We start from the raw sequence: 20737 nt of genomic DNA on the forward strand, positions 1-20737 counted from the left end.
GCCGCGCGTGACATTGTGTTGCTGCCCTGCCCCCGTAAGATGCGCCCCTGCCCTTCCGCTTGAAAGGAACACGAGATGAACGGTCATTGTCTTTGCGGCGCAGTCCACTTCACGTCCCCCGTGGCCAAGGAAATCGGCGCCTGCCATTGCGGCTTCTGCCGCCGCTGGGGTGGCGGGCCGCTGCTGGCCGTGCATTGCGGGCCGGAGGTGGAGTTCACGGGTGAGGAGCATATCGGCGTGTATGCGTCCTCTGATTGGGCACAGCGGGCCTTCTGCACGCGCTGCGGAACACACCTGTACTACAAGTTGCTGGCGACGGGCGAATATTTCATTCCCGCCGGGGCCTTCGAGACGCAGGACTTCGAACTGGCCAGCCAGATCTACATCGACAAGAAGCCCGCGTACTACGCCTTCGCGAACCAGACGCCGACGCTCACCGAGCAACAGGTGATCGCGCAATACGGGCCGCCCAACGGCTGAATGCGCGGGGCAAAGAGTGTTACAGCCTTTTAAGCCTCCAGCGCTTATCCAGCAAGCGCAAGCAGCTCATTTTTCAATAGCAATCAATGCACTTCGCGCGGCACGACGTCGGTGACGTCCGTGCTGCGCTGCGGGGCATGCGCCGTCGGGCCGGGCGCCGTCCAGCGCGCCGTGCTGCGGTACACGGTGCTCCACCCCTCGCGCGGGTTCATGCGCATCGCCCAGAGCATGACCGGGCGGCCCGTGAGGCGCGCCCACACGGCGCGTGCGCCCCACACGAGTGCCAGAACGGCGGCCGCGGCCAGCAGACTCAGGAAAAAAAGCGCACCCATGGCGACGACCACGAGCCGCAACGTCCACCGGATCGCGCCGGCCACAATGTCGTTCAAACCATGCCCCTTTCTGGCAGATGAGAGCGCGGGAAAGGCCCGCGCCCTCGTTCAATGGTAGACCTCACCCCGCGGGGCGGGCCTCGCCGAAGTGGAATACCCCTGGGTCTGTCACAGGATCGACATCCACCGGAATCACGCTCTTGGGCGGGTAGCGGCCCTCCAGCAGCAGCTTGGACAGCGGGTTCTCGATGCGCTGCTGGATGGCCCGCTTGAGCGGACGCGCCCCGAACACCGGATCGAACCCCACCTTGGCCAGTTCGCCCATCGCGGCCGGCGACACCTGCAGGGTCAGGTCCATTTTGGCCAGCCGCGCCTCCAGCAGACGCAACTGAATGCGTGCAATCGCTTCGATGTGCTTGGCATCCAGCCCGTGGAACACCACCGTCTCGTCGATGCGGTTGAGGAATTCGGGACGGAAATGGCCCTTGAGTTCCCCCCACACGGCTTCCTTGATGTCCTCGGCATCCTGGCCCACCATGGCCTGGATCAGGTGCGAGCCAATGTTGCTGGTCATCACGATCACCGTGTTCTTGAAATCCACGGTGCGCCCCTGGCCATCGGTCAGGCGTCCGTCGTCCAGCACCTGGAGCAGCACGTTGAACACGTCGGGGTGTGCCTTTTCCACCTCATCCAGCAGCAGCACACTGTAGGGCTTGCGGCGCACGGCCTCGGTCAGGTAGCCGCCCTCTTCATAGCCCACATAGCCGGGAGGCGCACCAATCAAGCGCGCGACGCTATGCTTTTCCATGAACTCGCTCATGTCGATGCGCACCAGATGCTCTTCACTGTCGAAGAGGAACCCGGCCAGCGCCTTGCACAGCTCGGTCTTGCCCACGCCCGTGGGCCCCAGGAACAGGAAGCTGCCCAGCGGCCGGTTGGGGTCCGACAGGCCCGAGCGCGAGCGGCGGATGGCATTGGCCACGGCGGAGATCGCCTCGTCCTGGCCCACCACGCGCTCGTGCAGCTTCTCCTCCATGTGCAGCAGCTTGTCCTTCTCGCCCTGCATCATCTTGGCCACGGGAATGCCGGTGGCGCGGCTGACCACCTCGGCGATTTCCTCGGCACCCACCTGGGTGCGCAGCAGCTTGTGCTTGGTGCCGGTCCCGCCGGCCTCGCTGTCCTGCGCTTCCTTCAGGCGCTTTTCCAGCTCGGGCAGCGTGCCGTACTGCAGCTCGGCGACCTTGTTGAAGTCGCCCTTGCGCTTCAAGTCGTCGATCTGCGTGCGGATGGCATCGATGTCCTTGCGGATCTGTTCGGAGCCCTGCGCGCTGGCCTTCTCGGCCTTCCAGACCTCTTCCAGATCGGCGTACTCGCGCTCCACATTGCCCAACTCTTCCTCGATGAGCTGCAGGCGTTTTTGCGAGGCCTCATCGGTCTCCTTCTTCATCGCCTCGCGCTCGATCTTGAGCTGGATCATGCGCCGCTCAAGCTTGTCCATCGACTCAGGCTTGGAGTCGATCTCGATCTTGATCTTGGCCGCGGCCTCGTCGATCAGGTCGATGGCCTTGTCAGGCAAAAAGCGGTCGGTGATGTAGCGGTGCGACAGCTCGGCCGCGGCCACGATGGCCGGGTCGGTGATGTCCACGCCGTGGTGCGCCTCGTAGCGCACCTGTAGGCCGCGCAGGATGGCGATGGTGTCTTCCACGCTGGGCTCATCCACCAGCACCTTCTGAAAGCGCCGCTCCAGCGCCGCATCCTTCTCGATGTACTTGCGGTACTCGTCCAGCGTGGTCGCGCCGATGCAGTGCAGCTCGCCGCGCGCCAGTGCGGGTTTCAGCATGTTGCCCGCGTCCATGGCGCCTTCGGCCTTGCCGGCGCCGACCATGGTGTGGATCTCGTCGATGAAGAGAATGATGCGGCCTTCCTCGTGCGCCACTTCCTTCAGCACGGACTTCAGGCGTTCCTCGAACTCGCCGCGGTACTTGGCGCCCGCCAGCAGGCCGGCCATGTCCAGCACCAGCACGCGCTTGTTCTTCAGCGTCTCGGGCACCTCGCCCTCGACGATGCGCTGGGCCAGCCCCTCGACGATGGCGGTCTTGCCCACGCCGGGCTCGCCGATCAGCACGGGGTTGTTCTTGCTGCGCCGCTGCAGCACCTGGATGGCGCGGCGGATCTCGTCGTCGCGGCCGATCACCGGGTCCAGCTTGCCCTGGCGGGCGCGCTCGGTCAGGTCCAGCGTGTATTTCTTCAGCGCCTCGCGCTGCCCCTCGGCTTCGGCGCTGTCCACCTTCTGGCCGCCACGCACGGCGTCGATGGCCGCCTCCAGGCTCTTGCGGGTCACGCCGTTGTCCTTGGCCAGCTGCGCGGCCTCGCCCTTGCTGTCGACCAGCGCCAGCAAAAACAATTCGCTGGCGATGAACTGGTCGCCGCGCTTGATGGCCTCCTTCTCGGTGGCCTGCAGCACACGGCCCAGCTCGGGGCTGCCCTGCACCTGGTCCTGGCCCTGCACCTGGGGCAGGCGCTTGACGGCGGCCTCGGCCGCGGCCAGCAGGCCCGGCACATTGGCGCCGGCACGCTGCAGCAGCGCGCGCGGGCCTTCATCCTGGCGCAGCATGGCCACCAGCATGTGCACGGGCTCTATGTAGGCGTTGTCATGTCCCAGGGCCAGCGACTGTGCATCAGACAGCGCTTCTTGGAACTTCGTGGTGAATTTATCGAGACGCATGTGAAACCTCCAACTTGTCGCTAGCTAGGGCTCCGGGGCCTCGATTTCAAGCCGCCGGACGATAAAAGTCAGCCCACCTGGGGCGGCGCGGCGATGCCCCAGCGCGCCAGCGCCGCATCGTCGCTCACGCGCGCATCCACCCAGCGCGCACCATCTGGCGTCTGCTCCTTCTTCCAGAACGGCGCCTGGGTCTTGAGGTAGTCCATGACGAACTCGCAGGCCTGAAAGCTCTCGCCGCGGTGCGCCGAGGTCACGGCCACCATCACGATCTGGTCCAAGGGCGCGAGCAGCCCCACGCGGTGGATCACGCGCACGCCATAGAGGTCAAAACGTGCAAACGCCGCATCCACCATGGCCTCGATGGATTTCTCGGTCATGCCCGGGTAGTGCTCCAGCTCCATGGAGGCCACGCTGTCCCCTTCGTTGCGGTCGCGCACCGTGCCCACGAAGCAGCACACCGCCCCCACGCGCGCGTCCCGCGCACGCAGCGCCGCCAGCTCGGTGGAAACGTCGAAGTCATGGGTCTGGATGGAAACGCGGTGCATGGCAGTGGTCAGCGGCAGAATTGCGGAATTGACGGCACTTTAACGCCCACCCCACACTTGCACACCATGGCCCTGCAGACCATCACCACCGACGACTACCTGCTCTACCCCTCGCCGCGCAATGCGCACCGTGTGGTGTTTGAGTTCCAGACTTTCGTGCCCCACCCCTATGCCTTGATCGATCTGCCCAGCTTCGACCTGGCGGGCCGCTACAGCCTGTTCTCCGCCCACCGCAAGGCTGACGCGAAGATGGGCCAGCTCGTGACCTTCGAGCTGGAAGGCGACCAGCAGCGCTTTGAGCGCCTGTTCGTGCCTGTTTGAAGGTACTTGACGACAATAGTGGGGTATACCCGGATTTTTGACTTGTCTCAAAGGGGCTTCCGCCGGGCTGCGCTGCAATGGCTCCATCACATAACGACGGAGGAAACGCCATGCAACTGCTCAAGCAACTCTTCACCACCGAGGTGGGCCTGTTCAGCGCCATAGGCATCGGTTTCATGCTGTGCATGGGGGGCTTCTTCATCTGGCTGTTCACGCGCAACGATGCGCCCCCGGCAAAGCAAAAGCGCTGATCCGCTCCAGACCCGCGCGGGCGCCGTCTCCGGCAAGAGCGGCGCCTGTGTTTTTTCGCCGTGCCAGACAATAGGCAGATGCACGACGACAACCAGATCCTGGTCCCGCCCTCCTTCATCGCGCTGTACAGCGACACACGCGCACGCCTGCAGGCGCCTGCCGCCGAGGTGCGGGCGCGCTACGAGTGGTGCGAGGACCTGGCCTGCCACTTGGTGGAACAGGCGCAGCAGCTGTACCACGGCGGTGCGCGGTCGGAAGAAGGGGTGCTGCTGGGCATCCACGCCGGCCTGGCCGGCCCGGACGCGGGCGTGACCCTGGCCGAGGCGCGCTGGATCACGCTGCGCCTGGCCGAGTTGCTGGGGTGGCGCAGCCCCGAGCTGCCCGCCCTGGCGGTGCGGCAGCCTTGAAGGCCGTCAACCGCCCGTGACGGGCGGAAAGAACGCCGCCTCGGCGCCTGCCGCCAGCGGCGTGGCGTCATGCGCCATGGTCTGGTTGAGGGCCACGCGCACGGCGCGCCCGCGCGAGAGGCAGGTGGCCCAGGGCTCGCCACGGGCGATGAGTTCATCGCGCAAGGCGCCCAGCGTGGTGGCGCCGGTCTGCACCGTCTCCTGCCCCGTGCCCACGGCCTCGCGGATGGAGGCGAAGTAGCGCACCGTGATCGTGAAGGGCGTGGTCATGACAGCAACTCCGCAAATGGCAGAAAGCGCACGGTGTCGCCGCGCGCAATGGTCTGGCCGGCGGGGTTGTCCACCACGCCGTCCGCCCAGGCGGCCGAGGTAAGCACGCCCGAGCTTTGGTTGGGAAACAGTTCCAGCGTGCCATCGGCGCCCTGGCGCACGCGCAGGAATTCACGGCGTTTATCGGCCCGGGGCCAGTTGAATCCAGCCGTAGCAGCTATCGCTTTAGGAGCAACATCACGCACGCCCTGCAGGCGCAACAGGAAGGGGCGCACCAGCAGGCCGAAGGTGACGAAGCTGGACACGGGGTTGCCCGGCAGGCCCATGAAGTGTGCACTGCCGCCCGCGTGGGGAATCTGGCCGTAGGCGAAGGGCTTGCCCGGCTTCATGGCGATCTGCCAGAGCTGCAGCGTGCCCAAGCGCTCCACCGCCGGCTTGATGTGGTCTTCCTCGCCCACACTCACGCCGCCGCTGGTCAGGATCAGGTCATGTCCCTGGGCAGCCTCGCGCAGCGCGGCCACGGTGGCCTCGCGCCGGTCGGGCACGATGCCTAAGTCGCTCACCTCGCAGCCCAGGCGCAGCAGCATGGCGCGCAGGAAGAAACGGTTGCTGTTGTAGATGGCGCCGGGCTTCATCTGCGCGGGCGGCACATCACCCGGCATGACGAGTTCGTCGCCCGTGGAAAAAAGCGCCACGCGGGGCCGGCGCGCCACCTGCAGGGTGCCCAAGCCGATACTGGCAGCCAGGCCCAGCTCTGCGGGAGTGAGGCGCGTGCCAGCGGCCAGCACCTCAGCACCCCGGGTGATGTCCTCGCCCGCGCGCCGAATCCACTGACCCTGGGCCGGTACGGCATTCACGCGCACGCGATCCCCGTCGAGCGCCTCGCAGTCTTCCTGCATCACGATGGCATCGGCCCCCTCGGGCACCGGCGCGCCCGTGAAGATGCGCGCCGCCGTACCCGCCGCCAGCGGCACGCCGAAGGCGCCCGCGGGAATACGCTGCGCCACCGGCAACTCCACCCCCGCTGCCGGCACGTCGGCGCAGCGCACGGCGTAGCCGTCCATCGAGCTGTTGTCGTTGGGCGGCACCTGCAGCGGCGAGGTGGCGGCCTGCGCGAGCACGCGACCGTCGGCGTCGAAGGTGTTGACGGTGTCGGTGCCTGCCAGCGGGGCGGCCTGCGCCAGCAGTTCGGCCAGGGCTTCGTCCAGTGGCTTGAGGGGTGCACGCGCTTGGGGTTTCATTCGCAGGCCTCCGCCCGGTCGGGCACATAGTCAAAACGCGCGCCCTGTGCCAGCAGCCATTGCACCACGGCGTGAGGGTCGTCCAGGTTGAGCACCGGCAGCGCGGTGGCCACCGGCGGCAGCGGCGCGTCGGTGGCCACGGCGACGATGCAGGGATCGTGCGGATAGAGTGCGGGCCGTTCGCGGTAATCGGGTGATGCGGCGCGCCAGATCTCGATCTTGGGCAGGTCGCTTTCCTTGAAGCCTTCCACCAGCACCCAGTCCACGCGCGGATCCAGCTCGGCCAGCAGTTCGTGCACGCTGGGCGTGTGCTCCTGCTCGAATTCGCGCATCAGCGCCATGCGCCGGTCGGAGGCCACGGCCACTTCGTAGGCGCCGGCCTCGCGGTGGCGCCAGGTGTCCTTGCCCACATGGTCGATGTCGAACTTGTGGTGCGCATGCTTGACCACCGACACGCGCAGGCCATGCAGGCGCAGTTCGGGAATCAGCTGCTCCACCAGCGTGGTCTTGCCGCTGCCTGAATAGCCGGCAAAGCCAACCACCTTCATCCCGACACTCCTTCAGTTTCACTCATCTATTAATAGCTACCCGCGCTTGATGGATAAGCGCCAGAGGCCGATTTGATCCCTAATCGCAATGGGCTGCGATATAGGCCTTGACCTGCTCGGCATCGGCCGCCAGCACCTGCAGGCGCTTGGGCAATTGCTCGATGCCCTCGAACCTGGCCGGGCGCTCGGGTGCGCGGCCCAGGGCTTCCTGGATGGTCTCGGCGAACTTGATGGGCAGGGCCGTCTCCAGCACGATCATGGGCACGGCGGGATCGCCACGGTGCTCGCGCGCCACCTTCACGCCGTCGGCGGTGTGGGTATCGATGATCTGGCCGAATCGCTCGTACGTGTCGCGGATGGTGGCCAGGCGGTCGGCGTGCGTGCTCTTGCCGCTCTCGAAACCGTACTTGGCGCGTGCGTCTCGGAACACGGGGTCGCTCCCCAGGTCGAAGAAGCCCTGTTTGGCCACGCCCTCGGCGAACAGCTCGCGCGTGCGCTCCGCATTGCGCCCCAGCAGGTCGAACACGAAACGCTCGAAGTTGCTGGCCTTGCTGATGTCCATGCTGGGGCTGCTGGTCTCGTGCGTGTCGGCCGCGCCGCGCACGCGGTAGGCGCCGGTGCGGAAGAACTCGTCGAGCACGTCGTTCTCGTTGGTGGCAACGATCAGGCGATCGATCGGCAGGCCCATCTGGCGCGCCACGTGGCCGGCGCAGATGTTGCCGAAGTTGCCGCTGGGCACGGTGAAGCTGACCTTCTGGCCGTTCGTCTCCGTCGCCTGGATGTAGCCCGCGAAGTAGTACACCACCTGCGCCAGCAGGCGCGCCCAGTTGATCGAGTTGACGGTGCCGATCTTGTATTGGGCCTTGAACGCGTGGTCGTTGCTCACCGCCTTGACGATGTCCTGGCAGTCGTCGAATACGCCTTCGATGGCCAGGTTGTGGATGTTCGCGTCCTGCAGGCTGAACATCTGCGCCTGCTGGAACGGGCTCATGCGACCGTGCGGGCTGGTCATGAACACGCGCACGCCCTGCTTGCCGCGCATGGCGTACTCGGCCGCGCTGCCGGTGTCGCCGCTGGTGGCGCCCAGGATGTTGAGCTGCTCGCCACGGCGGGCCAGCTCGTACTCGAACAGGTTGCCCAGCAGTTGCATGGCCATGTCCTTGAAGGCCAGCGTGGGACCGTTGGACAGGGCCTCGATCCACAGGCCGTCTTCCAGGTGGCGCAGCGGCACGATCTCGCCCGTGCCGAACACTTCGGCGGTGTACGTTTTCTCGCACAGGCGCTTCAGGTCCGCGGGCGGGATGTCGTCGATGTACAGCGACAGGATGCGCAAGGCCAGCTCGGCATAGCCTTGCGTGTGATAGGCGGTGCGCAGCGCGGTCAGCTCGGCGTCGCTGATCTGCGGGTAGCGCTCGGGCAGGTACAGGCCGCCGTCGGGCGCCAGGCCTTCGAGCAGGATGTCGCAGAAATGCTTGCGGTCCGCGTGGCCGCGGGTGGACAGGTACAGCATGGCGTGCAGCCCCTCTTAGTTGTTGAGCTCTTCCTTGCGGATGCGCGTGATGCTGGCCAGCACCGTGGGCAGGCCCTGGATCTGGGCGAGCGCGGCGTCCATGTCGCCCTCGCGCGTGTCGTGCGTGAGGATGATCAGGTCGGTCTGCGTGCTGCCTTCGCCGCCCACCTCGTCGGCCTCGCGCTGCAGCACGGCGTCGATGCTGATGCCCGCGCCGGCCAGGATGCCGGTGATCTTGGCCAGCACGCCGGCCTCGTCGGCCACGCGGATGCGCAGGTAGTAGCTGGTGACCACGTCGGCCATGGGCAGCACGGGCAGCTCCTGCCCCGCCTCGCGCAGCGTGTGGCTCTGGAAGGCCAGCGGCGGCACGCGGTGCGCGGGGTCGGCCTCGATCAGGCGGGTGATGTCCACCAGGTCGGCGATCACGGCGCTGGCGGTGGGCTCGCTGCCCGCGCCCTTGCCGTAGTACAGCGTGGTGCCCACGGCGTCCCCGTGCACCACCACGGCGTTCATCGCGCCTTCGACATTGGCGATCAGGCGCTTGGCCGGTACCAGCGCGGGGTGCACGCGCAGCTCCACGCCATCGGGCGTGCGCTTGGTCGCGTCGCCCTGGCGGCGCTTGGCGATCCCCAGCAGCTTGATGCGGTAGCCCAGTTGCTCGGCATAGCGGATGTCGACGGCGGACAACTTGGTGATGCCCTCCACGTAGGCCTTGTCGAATTGCACCGGGATACCGAAGGCGATGGCGCTCATGATGGTGGCCTTGTGCGCGGCGTCCACGCCCTCGATGTCGAAGGTGGGGTCGGCCTCGGCGTAGCCCAGGCGCTGCGCTTCCTTGAGCACCACGTCGAAGTCCAAGCCCTTGTCGCGCATCTCGGACAGGATGAAGTTGGTGGTGCCGTTGATGATGCCCGCCACCCACTGGATCTGGTTGGCCGCCAGCCCCTCGCGCAGCGCCTTGATGATCGGAATGCCGCCGGCCACCGCCGCCTCGTAGGCGACCACCACCCCCTTCTCGGCCGCGGCCTTGAAGATCTCCGTGCCATGCACGGCCAGCAGGGCCTTGTTGGCCGTCACGACATGCTTGCCGGCGGCGATCGCCTCCAGCACCAGCTGCTTGGCGATGCCGTAGCCGCCGATCAGCTCGACCACGATGTCGATCTCAGGGTTGGCGATCACTTCGCGCGCGTCGCCCACCACGCGGGCGTTCTCGCCCACGATGGCGCGTGCGCGGGCGGTGTCCAGGTCGGCCACACAAGCAATCTCGATGCCGCGGCCGGCGCGGCGGCGGATTTCTTCCTGGTTGCGCGACAGGACGTTGAACACGCCGCTGCCCACGGTGCCAATGCCCAGCAGGCCCACTTGGATCGGTTTCATATCAGGGTTACCCGTCAAAAAAGGCCCCAGCGCCCTATTGACGGGCGCCGGCAGCTATCAAAAATGAAGTTCACGCCGCCTTGGCGTGGCGCTGCCGGTAGGCGGCCAGGAAGCCCGCAAGCCGGCCGATGGCCTCGCGCAGGTCGTCTTCGTGCGGCAGGAACACGATGCGAAAGTGCTGGTTGTCGGGGTAATTGAAGCCCGAGCCCTGCACCAGCATGACCCGCGTGGCGCGCAGCACTTCCATAAAGAACTGGCGGTCGTCCGCGATGGGGTACATCTCGGGGTCCAGGCGGGGGAACATGTACAGCGCCGCCTGCGGCTTGACGCAGGTGACGCCGGGGATGGCGGTGATCAGCTCGTAGGCCAGGTCACGCTGGCGGCACAGGCGCCCGCCGGGTTTGACCAGGTCGTTGATGCTCTGGTAGCCGCCCAGCGCGGTCTGGATGGCCCACTGGCCCGGCACGTTGGAGCCGAGCTTGATGTTGGCCAGCATGTTGATGCCTTCGATGTAGTCGCGCGCGGCCGTCTTGTCGCCCGAGATCACCATCCACCCGGCGCGGTAGCCGCAGGAGCGGTAGGCCTTGGAGAGCGAGTTGAAGGTGAGCGTGACCACGTCGGTCGACAGGCTGGCCATGGCCGTGTGCTTGACGCCGTCGTACAGCACCTTGTCGTACACCTCGTCGGCAAACAGCACCAGGTTGTGCTCGCGCGCGATCTGCACGATGCCCTTGAGCAATTCGTCCGAGTACAGCGCGCCCGTGGGGTTGTTGGGGTTGATGACCACGATGCCGCGCGTGCGCGAGGTGATCTTGGCGCGGATGTCCGTCAGGCTGGGCATCCAGCCGTTGTCTTCATCGCACAGGTAGTGCACAGGCCGACCGCCCGACAGGCTGGCCGCCGCCGTCCACAGCGGATAGTCGGGTGCGGGCACCAGCAGCTCGTCGCCGTCGTCGAGCAGCGCGTTGGTGGCCATGGTGATCAGGTCGCTCGCGCCGTTGCCCAGGTAAATATCGTCCAGCGTCACGCCGGCCACGCCCTGCTGCTGGCTGTAGTGCATCACGGCCTTGCGCGCCGCAAAGATGCCCTTGCTGTCCGAGTAGCCCGCCGAGTTGGGCAGGTTGCGGATCATGTCCTGCTGGATCTCCTCGGGCGCGTCAAAGCCGAACGGCGCCAGGTTGCCGATGTTCAGCTTGATGATCTTCTGGCCCTCGTCCTCCATCTGCTTGGCCGCGTCCACGATGGGGCCCCGGACATCGTAGAGAACATTGTTGAGCTTGGCGGATTTGCGGATGGGCTTCATGTGCGGGCAGGCGTGAGGAGAGGGGCACAAGTGGGGCTGCGGCCCCGCCGGGCGCAGGGCGCCTCGGTGAAACCTATAATTTGACCACAGTTCCACCCACGGCCCCGGCCGCCGCACAACCGCGCAGGGTGCGGGCAGCCTCCGCAACGCCCATGAAATTCCAGCCCGAACGCCCCGATACCCAGTCCATCACCGCCTACGGGCCGGACTGGATCGGCGTGGACGCCGATCGGGTGACCGAGAGCGTCATCATCGGTGCGCGCGGCCAGCGCATCGCCTGGAACTGCCGCCGCTTCGAGGACCTGACTGCCGCGCACTTCGCGCAACTCGCCGAACTGGACGCCGAGGTGGTGATCTTCGGCAGCGGCCTGCGCAACCGCTTTCCACCGCCCGCCTGGTTGCAGCCACTGATGGCGCGGCGCATCGGCCTGGAAACCATGGACACCCAGGCCGCCTGCCGGACCTACAACGTCCTGGCAGGCGAAGGGCGCAACGTGGTCGCAGCCCTGCTGTTGGAAACCGAGTAACGGCAGATTTCCCCTGTCGCTGTATCCGGGTGCCAGTGCGGCCGGTTCTCCTGGAGGGGGTTTCGGGGTAAAATAGCCTGTTGCGGTCGGGGGCACCACCCAAAAAAGAGTACACCCCCACTCCCCCGGCTTTTCTTCGACTAATTCGTGAGAGATAGAAGTGCCATGGCGATCGTTGTCAACAAACCCCTTCCTGAATTTGAAGCCAACGCGACTGGCGGAATCAAGGTTTCCAACGTCTCGCACCAGGGCCAGATTCTGATTCTGTATTTCTACCCGAAGGACAACACCCCGGGCTGCACCACCGAGGCCATGCAGTTCCGCGACAAGTTCAAGGATTTCGAGAAGGCCGGTGCCGTGGTCTTCGGCGTGTCGCGCGACAACATGAAGTCGCATGACGACTTCAAGGAAAAGCTGGAGCTGCCCTTCGAGCTGATCGCCGACACCGAAGAGAAGATGTGCCACATGTTCGGCGTAGTGAAGAACAAGATCATGTACGGCAAGAAGGTCAAGGGCATCGAGCGCAGCACCTTCCTCGTCAATCCCGAAGGCATTCTGGTGCAGGAATGGCGCGGCCTGAAGGTACCCGGCCATGTGGACGAGGTATTGAAGGCCGTGAAGGCGATCAAAGCCCCTGTCAAGAAAGCCGCCTGAACACCTGACGGCTCTACCGTGGGCCGTCACGGGGAGCATGCATAATGGGTCAATGCTGCTGAGAAACGCAACACGCTCCCCGCAATCCAAAGCCGCCTCGGTCTCCTAGGCGGCTTTGTGCTTTTTGAACGTTACTTTCCTCAAGGCTCCCTGCAATGCCCCTGCCCCCCGCCCCGACCCAGCGCGCCGCCCTGCTCAAACCAGACGCCTATCGCATGACGGTTTTCGAGGATGACGAGGCCGCGGAGGCTTCCGCGGCCCCGCCCGCTACAGCGGCCGCTCCCACTCGCAAGCGCGCGGCCACCAAGACCAGCGCCGCCAAGAAAGCCGCCGCACCTGATACCGCCATCCCATCCGGTGCAGGCCGCTCGACCAAAGCAGGGGTATCTGCTGCACCCGCCCATTCGCGCGCACGCCCTGCGGATGAGGGCGCAGTGCGCATGAGGCCCCCCGTCACCGCAGTGCCCCCGGCTGCCGCGCCGCGCGCCGCACCGGACGCTGCACTGCGCAAGAAGCGTGCTGCCGGGCCGAAGAAAATGTTCGTGCTCGACACCAACGTGCTGCTGCACGATCCCACGAGCCTGTTCCGCTTCGAAGAACACGACATCTTCCTGCCAATGATCGTGCTGGAGGAACTCGACGGCCACAAGAAGGGCATGACCGAAGTGGCCCGCAACGGCCGCCAGGCCAGCCGTACGCTGGATGCGCTGGCGGCAGCCCATGGCAGCGCCGACATGGCCTTGGGCCTGCGCCTGGATTCCACGGGCCAGCGCGCCGCCGGCGGTTGCCTGTACTTCCAGACCGCCCCCCTGAACTACCAGTTGCCCTCCAGCCTGCCCCAGGGCAAGGCCGACAACCAGATCCTGGGCGTGGTGGAAGCGCTGCGCAAGCTGCATGCGCCGCGCGAGGTGGTGCTGGTGTCCAAGGACATCAACATGCGCGTGAAGGCGCGCGCCCTGGGCCTGGTCGCGGAGGATTACCAGAACGACAAGACGCTGGAAGACGGCGACCTGCTCTATTCGGGCAGCCTTGCGCTGCCAACGGACTTCTGGACCAAGGCCGGCAAGAACGTCGAAAGCTGGCAGAGCGGCGTGCACATGTACTACCGCATCAGCGGCCCCGTGGTGGCGCAGCTGATGATCAACCAGTTTGTGTATTTCGAGGCGCCGGGCGAACCCAGCCTGTATGCGCGCGTGACCGAGATCCGGGACAAGACGGCGGTGCTGGAGACGCTCAAGGACTACGGCTCGTCCAAGAATACGGTCTGGGGTGTGAACACCCGCAACCGCGAGCAGAACTTCGCCATGAACCTGCTCATGGACCCCGACGTGGACTTCGTGACGCTGACCGGCACGGCCGGCACCGGCAAAACGCTGATGGCGCTGGCCGCGGGCCTGACCCAGGTGCTGGACGAGCGCCGCTATACCGAGATCATCATGACCCGCGCCACGGTGAGCGTGGGCGAGGACATCGGCTTCCTGCCCGGTACGGAGGAAGAAAAGATGGGCCCCTGGATGGGCGCGCTGGACGACAACCTGGAATTTCTTGCCAAGGGCGACGGGGGCAATGCTGGCGAGTGGGGCCGCGCGGCCACCAATGAGCTGATCCGCAGCCGCATCAAGATCAAGAGCATGAACTTCATGCGCGGGCGTACCTTTCTGAACAAGTACGTCATCATCGACGAGGCGCAGAATCTGACGCCCAAGCAGATGAAGACGCTGGTCACCCGCGCGGGCCCCGGCACCAAAATCATCTGCATGGGCAACCTGGCACAGATCGACACGCCCTATCTCACGGAAGGCTCCTCCGGCCTGACCTATGCGGTGGACCGGTTCAAGGGCTGGCCGCACAGCGGGCATATCCTGCTCGCGCGCGGCGAGCGCTCGCGCCTGGCCGACTTCGCCAGCGAGGTGCTCTGATGGCCGTGGGCTGGATGTCCGCGCTGAAGCTTGTGCCCTGGGGCGACGTGATCGAGGCCACGCCCCAGATCATGCAGGCCGCGCGCAAACTCATCAGCAACACGCGCAAGGCGCCGCCGCCCGAGGCGCCCGCGCAGCGGATCGACAGCACGCCCGATCAACTGGCAGTACTGCAAGCGCGGATGGCCCAGCTGGAGGAAGACCAGCGCGCGTCCGCCGCGCTGATCAAATCGCTGGCCGAGCAGAACGCCCAACTGGTGCGCGCCGTCGATGGGTTGCGCCGGCGCAGCCTGCACCTGCTGCTCGCCGTCTGCGGGCTCGGCGTATGCACGCTGGCGCTGCTCGCCTGGGCACTGTCGCGTTGAGACCGCTCAATCACTATTAAATAAATAGCTGCTAGCGCTTACCCAGTAAGCGCTAGAGCCATTTTTGACTCTTAATAGTAATCGTCACCTGCGCCCACCGCCAGGTTCTCAAAGCGCGTCTGGTTCTTCTGGAAGAACAGCTTCACCGTGCCCGTGGGGCCGTTACGCTGCTTGCCGATGATGACTTCGGCAATGTTCGGCTCCTTGGACTCCTTGTTGTAGTAGTCGTCGCGGTAGATGAACATGATGATGTCCGCGTCCTGTTCGATGGCGCCCGATTCGCGCAGGTCACTCATCATGGGACGCTTGTCGGTGCGCTGCTCCACCGAACGGTTGAGCTGCGACAGCGCGATCACCGGGCACTGCAGCTCCTTGGCCAGCATCTTCAGGCCCCGCGAGATCTCGCCCAGCTCGGTGGCGCGGTTGTCGGAGCTGTTGCTGCCCGAGCCGCTCATGAGCTGCAGATAGTCCACCACGATCAGGCCGAGCTTGCCGCACTGGCGCGCCAGGCGGCGCGCGTTGGCGCGCAGCTCGGATGGGGTCAGGCCCGGCGTCTCGTCGATGTGCAGGCTCACGGTGCGCAGCCGCTCGATGGCTTCGGTCAGGCGCGGCCACTCCTCGTCGCTGAGCTTGCCGGTGCGCAGGTTGCCCTGGTTCACGCGCCCGATCGAGCCCACGATACGCACCGCCAGTTGGGCGGCGCCCATTTCCATCGAGAAGATGGCCACCGGCAGGCCCTCGTTGAGCGCCACATGCTCGGCAATGTTCACCGCGAACGAGGTCTTGCCCATGGAAGGGCGCGCCGCGAGCACCACCAGGTCGCCTGCCTGCAGACCGCTGGTCATGCGGTCCAGGTCGACGAAGCCCGTGGGCACGCCGGTCACGTCCATGGGGTTGTCGGCCATCTCCTGTACGCGGTCCAGCAGGTCGATCACGAGCGAATCGAGCGACTGGAAGCCCTGCTTCATCCGCGAGCCCTCTTCGCCGATGGCGAAGATCTTCTGCTCAGCCTCGTCCAGGATGCGCTCCACCGGCCGGCCCTGGGGATTGAAGGCGTTGGTGGCGATGTCGTCGCTGGCGGTCACCAGCTTGCGCAGGATGGCGCGCTCGCGCACGATCTCTGCGTAGCGGCGGATGTTGCTGGCGCTGGGCACGTACTGCGCCAGGCTGTTCAGATAGGCCAGCCCGCCGATCTCCTCGGCCTTGCCCATGCCCTGCAGATGCTCGTAGACCGTGATCACGTCCGCAGGCTTGCTGGCGTTGATCAGCGCGCCGATGGCGGCGTAGATCTGCTGGTGCTCGTGGCGGTAGAAATCGCCATCCACCAGCAGGTCACCCACGCGGTCCCACGCCATGTTGTCCAGCAACAGGCCGCCCAGCACGCTGGACTCTGCCTCGATGGAATGGGGCGGAACGCGCAACTGGGCCACCTCGCGATCCAGCGATGGGACGGCATAACCGTCAGGAAGGGTGGGCACAACGGCAGACATGGGACTCAGGGGCTTTCAGGAGGGCAAGCAGACGATGCTAGCGGGCGGTGCCACGCCCGTCATTGCACAACTCTGTGGATAAGGCGTGCAAAGGCAGTGGGCAGCAGGTGCACAGGTGCGGGTGAAAAAACAAAAGCCGCCCAAGGGCGGCTTTGTATGGCAGAGCCAGGGTGTGAACCGATCAGGCCGTTTCGCCGTAGACGGACACGGTGACTTCAACGGCCACGTCGGTGTGCAGGGCCACCGTGACGGTGTTGTCGCCCACGACCTTGATCGGGCCGTTGGGCAGGCGGACTTGCGACTTCACCACGTTGTAGCCTTGCTTGTTCAGCTCTTCGGCGATGTCATGGTTGGTCACGGAGCCGAACAGACGACCGTCCACGCCAGCCTTTTGCGTCAGCTTGACGGTGGTGCCGGCCAGCTTTTCGCCTTGTGCCTGGGCGGCAGCCAGCTTCTCGGCGGCGGCCTTTTCAAGTTCGGCGCGCTTGGCCTCGAACTCGGCCTTGGCGGCTTCGGTGGCGCGGCGGGCGCGGCCCGTAGGGATCAGGAAGTTGCGGGCGTAACCGTCCTTGACCTTGACGATCTCGCCGAGGTTACCGAGGTTCACGACCTTGTCGAGCAGGATGATTTGCATGGTAATCGTGCTCCTTAGATCTTGTGCTGGTCGCTGTAGGGCAACAGGGCCAGGAAGCGGGCGCGCTTGATGGCGGTGTTGAGCTGGCGCTGGTAGATCGCGCGCGTGCCGGTCAGGCGCGCGGGGATGATCTTGCCGTTCTCGGCGATGAAGTCACGCAGGGTGTCGACATCCTTGTAGTCGATTTCTTCGACGCCTGCGACCGTGAAGCGGCAGAAGCGCTTGCGCTTGAACAGCAGCGACTGGGTGTTGCGCTTCGGGCGCTTGTCCTTGTTGAATTTCTTGAACGTGGCCATTTTCGGACCTCTTGAAAATTAATCTTGTTGAATATCCTGGATGTGGAACACCAATCCCTTGCCGCCGCGCCCCGTGGCCAAGAAGCCCTGGAACTTCCAGACGCTTCCCAGTGCTTGCCGGGCCAGGCGCTCCGCAAGAGCGCCAAATGCGAGGGCTTTCACGCTGGCCTTGACCTGCCGATCCGCCCCGGCTTCCCGCTGGAGCGACTCGTGCTCGAGTCGTATATCCAGCGCCGGCAGGCCGGCGGGCGTGTAGCGCAGAGGCTGGACCTCGGCGATACAGGCTGTCAGGACCCAATGGTTGTTCACACCTCCTGACTGACAGGCTGGTCGATCAGCGCTCGTTCGAAGCGGCAAACTCGGCCTGGCTGGCCTTGCGTGCTTCTTCGCGCTCGACGGTCTTCATCATGGAGGACGCGCCCGTTTCGGCCTTCTTCTTCTGCACCGTCAGGTGACGCAGCACGGCGTCGTTGAACTTGAAGGCGTGCTCGAGTTCGGCCATCACAGCCTGGTCGGCTTCGATGTTCAGGCACAGGTAGTGGGCCTTGGCCAGCTTGCTGATCAGATAAGCCAGTTGACGGCGACCCCAATCTTCCACACGGTGCACCTGGCCGCCGCCGGCAACGATCATGCCCTTGTAGCGCTCCAGCATGGCCGGAACCTGTTCGCTCTGATCCGGATGGATCAACAAAATGATTTCGTAGTGACGCATGCAAACTCCTTTTGGATGACACCACCCGCCGCGTCGTGTAGCGGTGTGGCAAGGCAAAGCGCGAGATTATAGCAACGCGCGCTCACCTTGTACACTGCGCACCGTCCACACTCCCGCACGCGGCACGCCAACGCCCCCGCGTTGCACGCAAAGAACGCCATTTGCACCATTCGCGCTTGAAAACCGCGGATGCGCCCCTAACTGGCGCGCACAAGCATTCCAATTCAACCCGAGTCGACATGTCCGAGAACCAGAATCCCCCTCCCTCTCCTGAAGAGATTGAAGCGGCGATGTCCGCCAATGCCGCCGACGAACTGAACCGCCTGCAGGGCGAACTGGCCGAGCTCAAAGCCAAGAGCGCCGACCTGGCCGATCAATTTTTGCGCGCCAAGGCCGAGGCCGAGAATGCCCGCCGGCGTGCGGAGGATGAGGTAGCCAAGGCCCGCAAGTTCGGCATCGAGAGCTTCGCCGAAAGCCTGCTGCCTGTCTGCGACAGCCTGGACGCCGCCCTGGCCATCGAGAACGCCACGGCCGAGCAACTGCGCGAGGGTTCGGACGCCACCCTGCGCCAACTGATGTCGGCGCTGGAGCGCAACAAGGTGGTCATCGTGAACCCCGAGGCCGGCACCAAGTTCGACCCGCACCAGCACCAGGCCATCAGCATGGTGCCCGCCGACCAGGAAGCCAACACCGTCGTGAGCGTGCTGCAAAAGGGCTATCTGATCTTTGACCGCGTCCTGCGCCCTGCGCTGGTCACGGTGGCCGCGCCCAAGTAAATAAATCTCAGCACCGCCGCTTGAAGACGGGCAAGTTATCCACAAGTTACTGGCTATCCAGCCATTTCAGACATCACGGAGAAAAACATGGGAAAAATCATCGGTATTGACCTGGGCACCACCAACAGCTGCGTGGCCATCATGGAAGGCAACAACACGCGCGTGATCGAGAACAGCGAAGGCGCGCGCACCACGCCGTCCATCGTCGCGTACCAGGAAGACGGCGAGATTCTGGTCGGCGCCTCGGCCAAGCGCCAGGCCGTGACCAACCCCAAGAACACGATCTACGCCGCCAAGCGCCTGATCGGCCGCAAGTTCGAGGAAAAGGAAGTGCAGAAGGACATCGACCTGATGCCCTTCACCATCACCCGCGCCGACAACGGCGATGCCTGGGTGGAAGTGCGCGGCCAGAAGCTGGCCCCCCCGCAGATCTCCGCGGAAGTGCTGCGCAAGATGAAGAAGACCGCCGAGGACTTCCTGGGCGAGCCGGTGACCGAGGCCGTGATCACGGTTCCCGCGTACTTCAACGACGCCCAGCGCCAGGCCACCAAAGACGCCGGCCGTATCGCGGGCCTGGATGTGAAGCGCATCATCAATGAGCCTACCGCCGCCGCGCTGGCTTTCGGCCTGGACAAGCAGGACAGGGGCGACCGCAAGATCGCCGTGTATGACCTGGGTGGTGGCACGTTCGACGTGTCCATCATCGAGATCGCCGACGTCGATGGCGAGAAGCAGTTCGAAGTGCTGTCCACCAACGGCGACACCTTCCTGGGCGGCGAGGACTTCGACCAGCGCATCATCGACTACATCATCGGCGAGTTCAAAAAGGAACAGGGCGTGGACCTGTCCAAGGACGTGCTGGCCTTGCAGCGCCTGAAGGAAGCCGCCGAGAAGGCCAAGATCGAGCTGTCCAACAGCGCGCAGACCGACATCAACCTGCCCTACATCACGGCCGATGCCTCGGGTCCCAAGCACCTGAACATCAAGCTGACCCGCGCCAAGCTGGAATCGCTGGTAGAAGACCTGATTGAGCGCACCATCGCGCCCTGCCGCACGGCCATCAAGGACGCCGGCATCTCCGTGTCCGACATCGACGACGTGATCCTGGTCGGCGGCATGACCCGCATGCCCAAGGTGCAGGAAAAGGTCAAGGAATTCTTCGGCAAGGAACCCCGCAAGGACGTGAACCCCGACGAAGCCGTGGCCGTGGGCGCAGCCATCCAGGGCCAGGTGCTGTCGGGCGACCGCAAGGACGTGCTGCTGCTGGACGTGACGCCGCTGTCGCTGGGCATCGAGACCCTGGGCGGCGTGATGACCAAGATGATCACGAAGAACACCACGATCCCGACGAAGTTCGCGCAGACCTTCTCGACGGCCGAGGACAACCAGCCCGCCGTGACGATCAAGGTGTTCCAGGGCGAGCGCGAGATTGCCAGCGCCAACAAGCTGCTGGGCGAGTTCAACCTGGAAGGCATTCCCCCGGCGTCGCGCGGCACGCCCCAGATCGAAGTGACCTTTGACATCGACGCCAACGGCATCCTGCACGTGGGCGCCAAGGACAAGGGCACGGGCAAGGAGAACAAGATCACCATCAAGGCCAACTCCGGCCTGTCCGAGGACGAGATCCAGAAGATGGTGAAGGACGCCGAGCTCAACGCCGCCGACGACAAGAAGAAGCTGGAGCTGGTGCAGGCCCGCAACCAGGGTGAGGCCGCCGTGCACACCGTGACCAAGAGCCTGTCCGAGCACGGCGACAAGCTGGACGCCGGTGAGAAGGAAAAGATCGAGGCCGCCGTCAAGGACCTGGAAGCTGCCCTCAAGACCGAGGACAAGGCCGCCATCGACGAGAAGACCACCGCACTGATGGCTGCCAGCCAGAAGCTCGGCGAGAAGATGTACGGCGATGCGCAGGCCGCTCAAGGGGCCGAGGCTGCGGGTGCGCAAGCTGCCGCCAGTGGCTCCGCCGGCGCCGCCGCGCAGGACGACAACGTGGTGGATGCCGAGGTCAAGGAAGTCAAGAAGGGCTGATCGCGCCAGCGCATCCCGTGCCTAG

Annotated in this window: 24 protein-coding genes; 10 read left to right on the forward strand and 14 right to left on the reverse strand. The window is 65.3% G+C overall.

Features of this window, described 5'->3' with window-relative positions; translation table 11 throughout:
* The first annotated feature begins 75 nt into the window (after nt 1–75).
* Nucleotides 76–480, forward strand: coding sequence for a GFA family protein (locus tag HND92_RS14025; protein WP_015913916.1), 405 nt, complete (start codon nt 76–78; stop codon nt 478–480).
* 83 nt (nt 481–563) lie between these two features.
* Here HND92_RS14025 and HND92_RS14030 read toward each other — a convergent pair whose 3' ends face one another.
* From HND92_RS14030 to moaE, 3 genes are all read right to left on the reverse strand, one after another.
* Nucleotides 564–869 carry a hypothetical protein gene (locus HND92_RS14030; protein ID WP_172207882.1) on the reverse strand — a complete coding sequence of 102 codons (306 nt, stop codon included), beginning with the start codon at nt 867–869 and terminating at the stop codon, nt 564–566.
* Between the two features lie 64 nt (nt 870–933).
* On the reverse strand, nt 934–3537 hold the full coding sequence (clpB, locus tag HND92_RS14035; protein ID WP_172207884.1) for an ATP-dependent chaperone ClpB: 2604 nt from the start codon (nt 3535–3537) through the stop codon (nt 934–936).
* 68 nt (nt 3538–3605) lie between these two features.
* Nucleotides 3606–4082 carry a molybdopterin synthase catalytic subunit MoaE gene (moaE, locus tag HND92_RS14040; RefSeq protein WP_172207886.1) on the reverse strand — a complete coding sequence of 159 codons (477 nt, stop codon included), beginning with the start codon at nt 4080–4082 and terminating at the stop codon, nt 3606–3608.
* Nucleotides 4083–4148: 66 nt separating this feature from the next.
* On the opposite strand from moaE, the gene HND92_RS14045 reads away from it, so the two are divergent.
* From HND92_RS14045 to HND92_RS14055, 3 genes are all read left to right on the forward strand, one after another.
* On the forward strand, nt 4149–4403 hold the full coding sequence (locus HND92_RS14045) for a hypothetical protein (RefSeq protein WP_172207888.1): 255 nt from the start codon (nt 4149–4151) through the stop codon (nt 4401–4403).
* A 110-nt stretch (nt 4404–4513) separates the two neighbouring features.
* The gene (locus HND92_RS14050; protein ID WP_123675929.1) at nt 4514–4654 is read left to right on the forward strand and encodes a DUF3149 domain-containing protein; all 141 of its coding nucleotides are present in this window, start codon (nt 4514–4516) and stop codon (nt 4652–4654) included.
* Between the two features lie 78 nt (nt 4655–4732).
* On the forward strand, nt 4733–5062 hold the full coding sequence (locus tag HND92_RS14055; protein WP_172207890.1) for a hypothetical protein: 330 nt from the start codon (nt 4733–4735) through the stop codon (nt 5060–5062).
* A gap of 6 nt (nt 5063–5068) precedes the next feature.
* Here the strand turns inward: HND92_RS14055 and moaD are convergent, their stop codons facing one another.
* The 6 genes from moaD to HND92_RS14085 form a co-directional block, all read right to left on the reverse strand.
* Entirely contained in the window at nt 5069–5332 is a 264-nt protein-coding gene (gene moaD / locus HND92_RS14060) for a molybdopterin converting factor subunit 1 (protein ID WP_172207892.1), read from the reverse strand.
* A complete protein-coding gene (gene glp / locus HND92_RS14065) occupies nt 5329–6573 on the reverse strand; it encodes a gephyrin-like molybdotransferase Glp (protein WP_172207894.1) in 1245 nt (414 codons plus the stop codon). The genes moaD and glp overlap by 4 nt, the downstream gene beginning before the upstream one ends.
* Nucleotides 6570–7121, reverse strand: coding sequence for a molybdopterin-guanine dinucleotide biosynthesis protein B (gene mobB, locus HND92_RS14070; RefSeq protein ID WP_103737464.1), 552 nt, complete (start codon nt 7119–7121; stop codon nt 6570–6572). Before mobB ends, glp begins: the two co-directional genes overlap by 4 nt.
* A gap of 79 nt (nt 7122–7200) precedes the next feature.
* On the reverse strand, nt 7201–8631 hold the full coding sequence (thrC, locus tag HND92_RS14075; protein ID WP_047349455.1) for a threonine synthase: 1431 nt from the start codon (nt 8629–8631) through the stop codon (nt 7201–7203).
* Nucleotides 8632–8646: 15 nt separating this feature from the next.
* A complete protein-coding gene (locus HND92_RS14080; RefSeq protein ID WP_172207896.1) occupies nt 8647–10008 on the reverse strand; it encodes a homoserine dehydrogenase in 1362 nt (453 codons plus the stop codon).
* Nucleotides 10009–10078: 70 nt separating this feature from the next.
* Nucleotides 10079–11311: a pyridoxal phosphate-dependent aminotransferase gene (locus HND92_RS14085; protein ID WP_172207898.1), complete on the reverse strand. Its 1233-nt coding sequence runs from the start codon at nt 11309–11311 to the stop codon at nt 10079–10081.
* 152 nt (nt 11312–11463) lie between these two features.
* Here HND92_RS14085 and HND92_RS14090 point away from each other — a divergent pair, with 152 nt between their 5' ends.
* From HND92_RS14090 to HND92_RS14105, 4 genes are all read left to right on the forward strand, one after another.
* Nucleotides 11464–11838 (forward strand): Mth938-like domain-containing protein, encoded by a 375-nt coding sequence (locus HND92_RS14090; protein WP_015913925.1) that lies wholly within the window; start codon nt 11464–11466, stop codon nt 11836–11838.
* Nucleotides 11839–12003: 165 nt separating this feature from the next.
* A complete protein-coding gene (locus HND92_RS14095; protein ID WP_011806330.1) occupies nt 12004–12492 on the forward strand; it encodes a peroxiredoxin in 489 nt (162 codons plus the stop codon).
* Nucleotides 12493–12647: 155 nt separating this feature from the next.
* Complete coding sequence (locus tag HND92_RS14100) at nt 12648–14411, forward strand: PhoH family protein (RefSeq protein ID WP_172207900.1); 1764 nt, start codon at nt 12648–12650, stop codon at nt 14409–14411.
* Nucleotides 14411–14776, forward strand: a complete 366-nt coding sequence (locus HND92_RS14105; RefSeq protein ID WP_011806332.1) for a hypothetical protein — start codon at nt 14411–14413, stop codon at nt 14774–14776. Before HND92_RS14100 ends, HND92_RS14105 begins: the two co-directional genes overlap by 1 nt.
* A gap of 71 nt (nt 14777–14847) precedes the next feature.
* Here the strand turns inward: HND92_RS14105 and dnaB are convergent, their stop codons facing one another.
* The 5 genes from dnaB to rpsF form a co-directional block, all read right to left on the reverse strand.
* Nucleotides 14848–16266, reverse strand: coding sequence for a replicative DNA helicase (gene dnaB, locus HND92_RS14110; protein ID WP_172207902.1), 1419 nt, complete (start codon nt 16264–16266; stop codon nt 14848–14850).
* Nucleotides 16267–16447: 181 nt separating this feature from the next.
* On the reverse strand, nt 16448–16900 hold the full coding sequence (gene rplI / locus HND92_RS14115; RefSeq protein WP_011806334.1) for a 50S ribosomal protein L9: 453 nt from the start codon (nt 16898–16900) through the stop codon (nt 16448–16450).
* Between the two features lie 14 nt (nt 16901–16914).
* Complete coding sequence (gene rpsR, locus HND92_RS14120) at nt 16915–17196, reverse strand: 30S ribosomal protein S18 (RefSeq protein ID WP_011806335.1); 282 nt, start codon at nt 17194–17196, stop codon at nt 16915–16917.
* An 18-nt stretch (nt 17197–17214) separates the two neighbouring features.
* The gene (gene priB / locus HND92_RS14125; RefSeq protein ID WP_088886279.1) at nt 17215–17505 is read right to left on the reverse strand and encodes a primosomal replication protein N; all 291 of its coding nucleotides are present in this window, start codon (nt 17503–17505) and stop codon (nt 17215–17217) included.
* Nucleotides 17506–17530: 25 nt separating this feature from the next.
* On the reverse strand, nt 17531–17908 hold the full coding sequence (gene rpsF / locus HND92_RS14130) for a 30S ribosomal protein S6 (protein ID WP_172207904.1): 378 nt from the start codon (nt 17906–17908) through the stop codon (nt 17531–17533).
* 239 nt (nt 17909–18147) lie between these two features.
* On the opposite strand from rpsF, the gene grpE reads away from it, so the two are divergent.
* Together grpE and dnaK are read left to right on the forward strand one after the other, a co-directional pair.
* Nucleotides 18148–18684: a nucleotide exchange factor GrpE gene (gene grpE, locus HND92_RS14135; protein WP_011806338.1), complete on the forward strand. Its 537-nt coding sequence runs from the start codon at nt 18148–18150 to the stop codon at nt 18682–18684.
* An 87-nt stretch (nt 18685–18771) separates the two neighbouring features.
* A complete protein-coding gene (dnaK, locus tag HND92_RS14140) occupies nt 18772–20712 on the forward strand; it encodes a molecular chaperone DnaK (protein ID WP_172207906.1) in 1941 nt (646 codons plus the stop codon).
* The last annotated feature ends 25 nt before the right edge of the window (nt 20713–20737 follow it).

The organism is Diaphorobacter sp. JS3050, from assembly GCF_013154915.1.
GTDB classification, from domain to species: domain Bacteria; phylum Pseudomonadota; class Gammaproteobacteria; order Burkholderiales; family Burkholderiaceae_C; genus Diaphorobacter; species Diaphorobacter nitroreducens.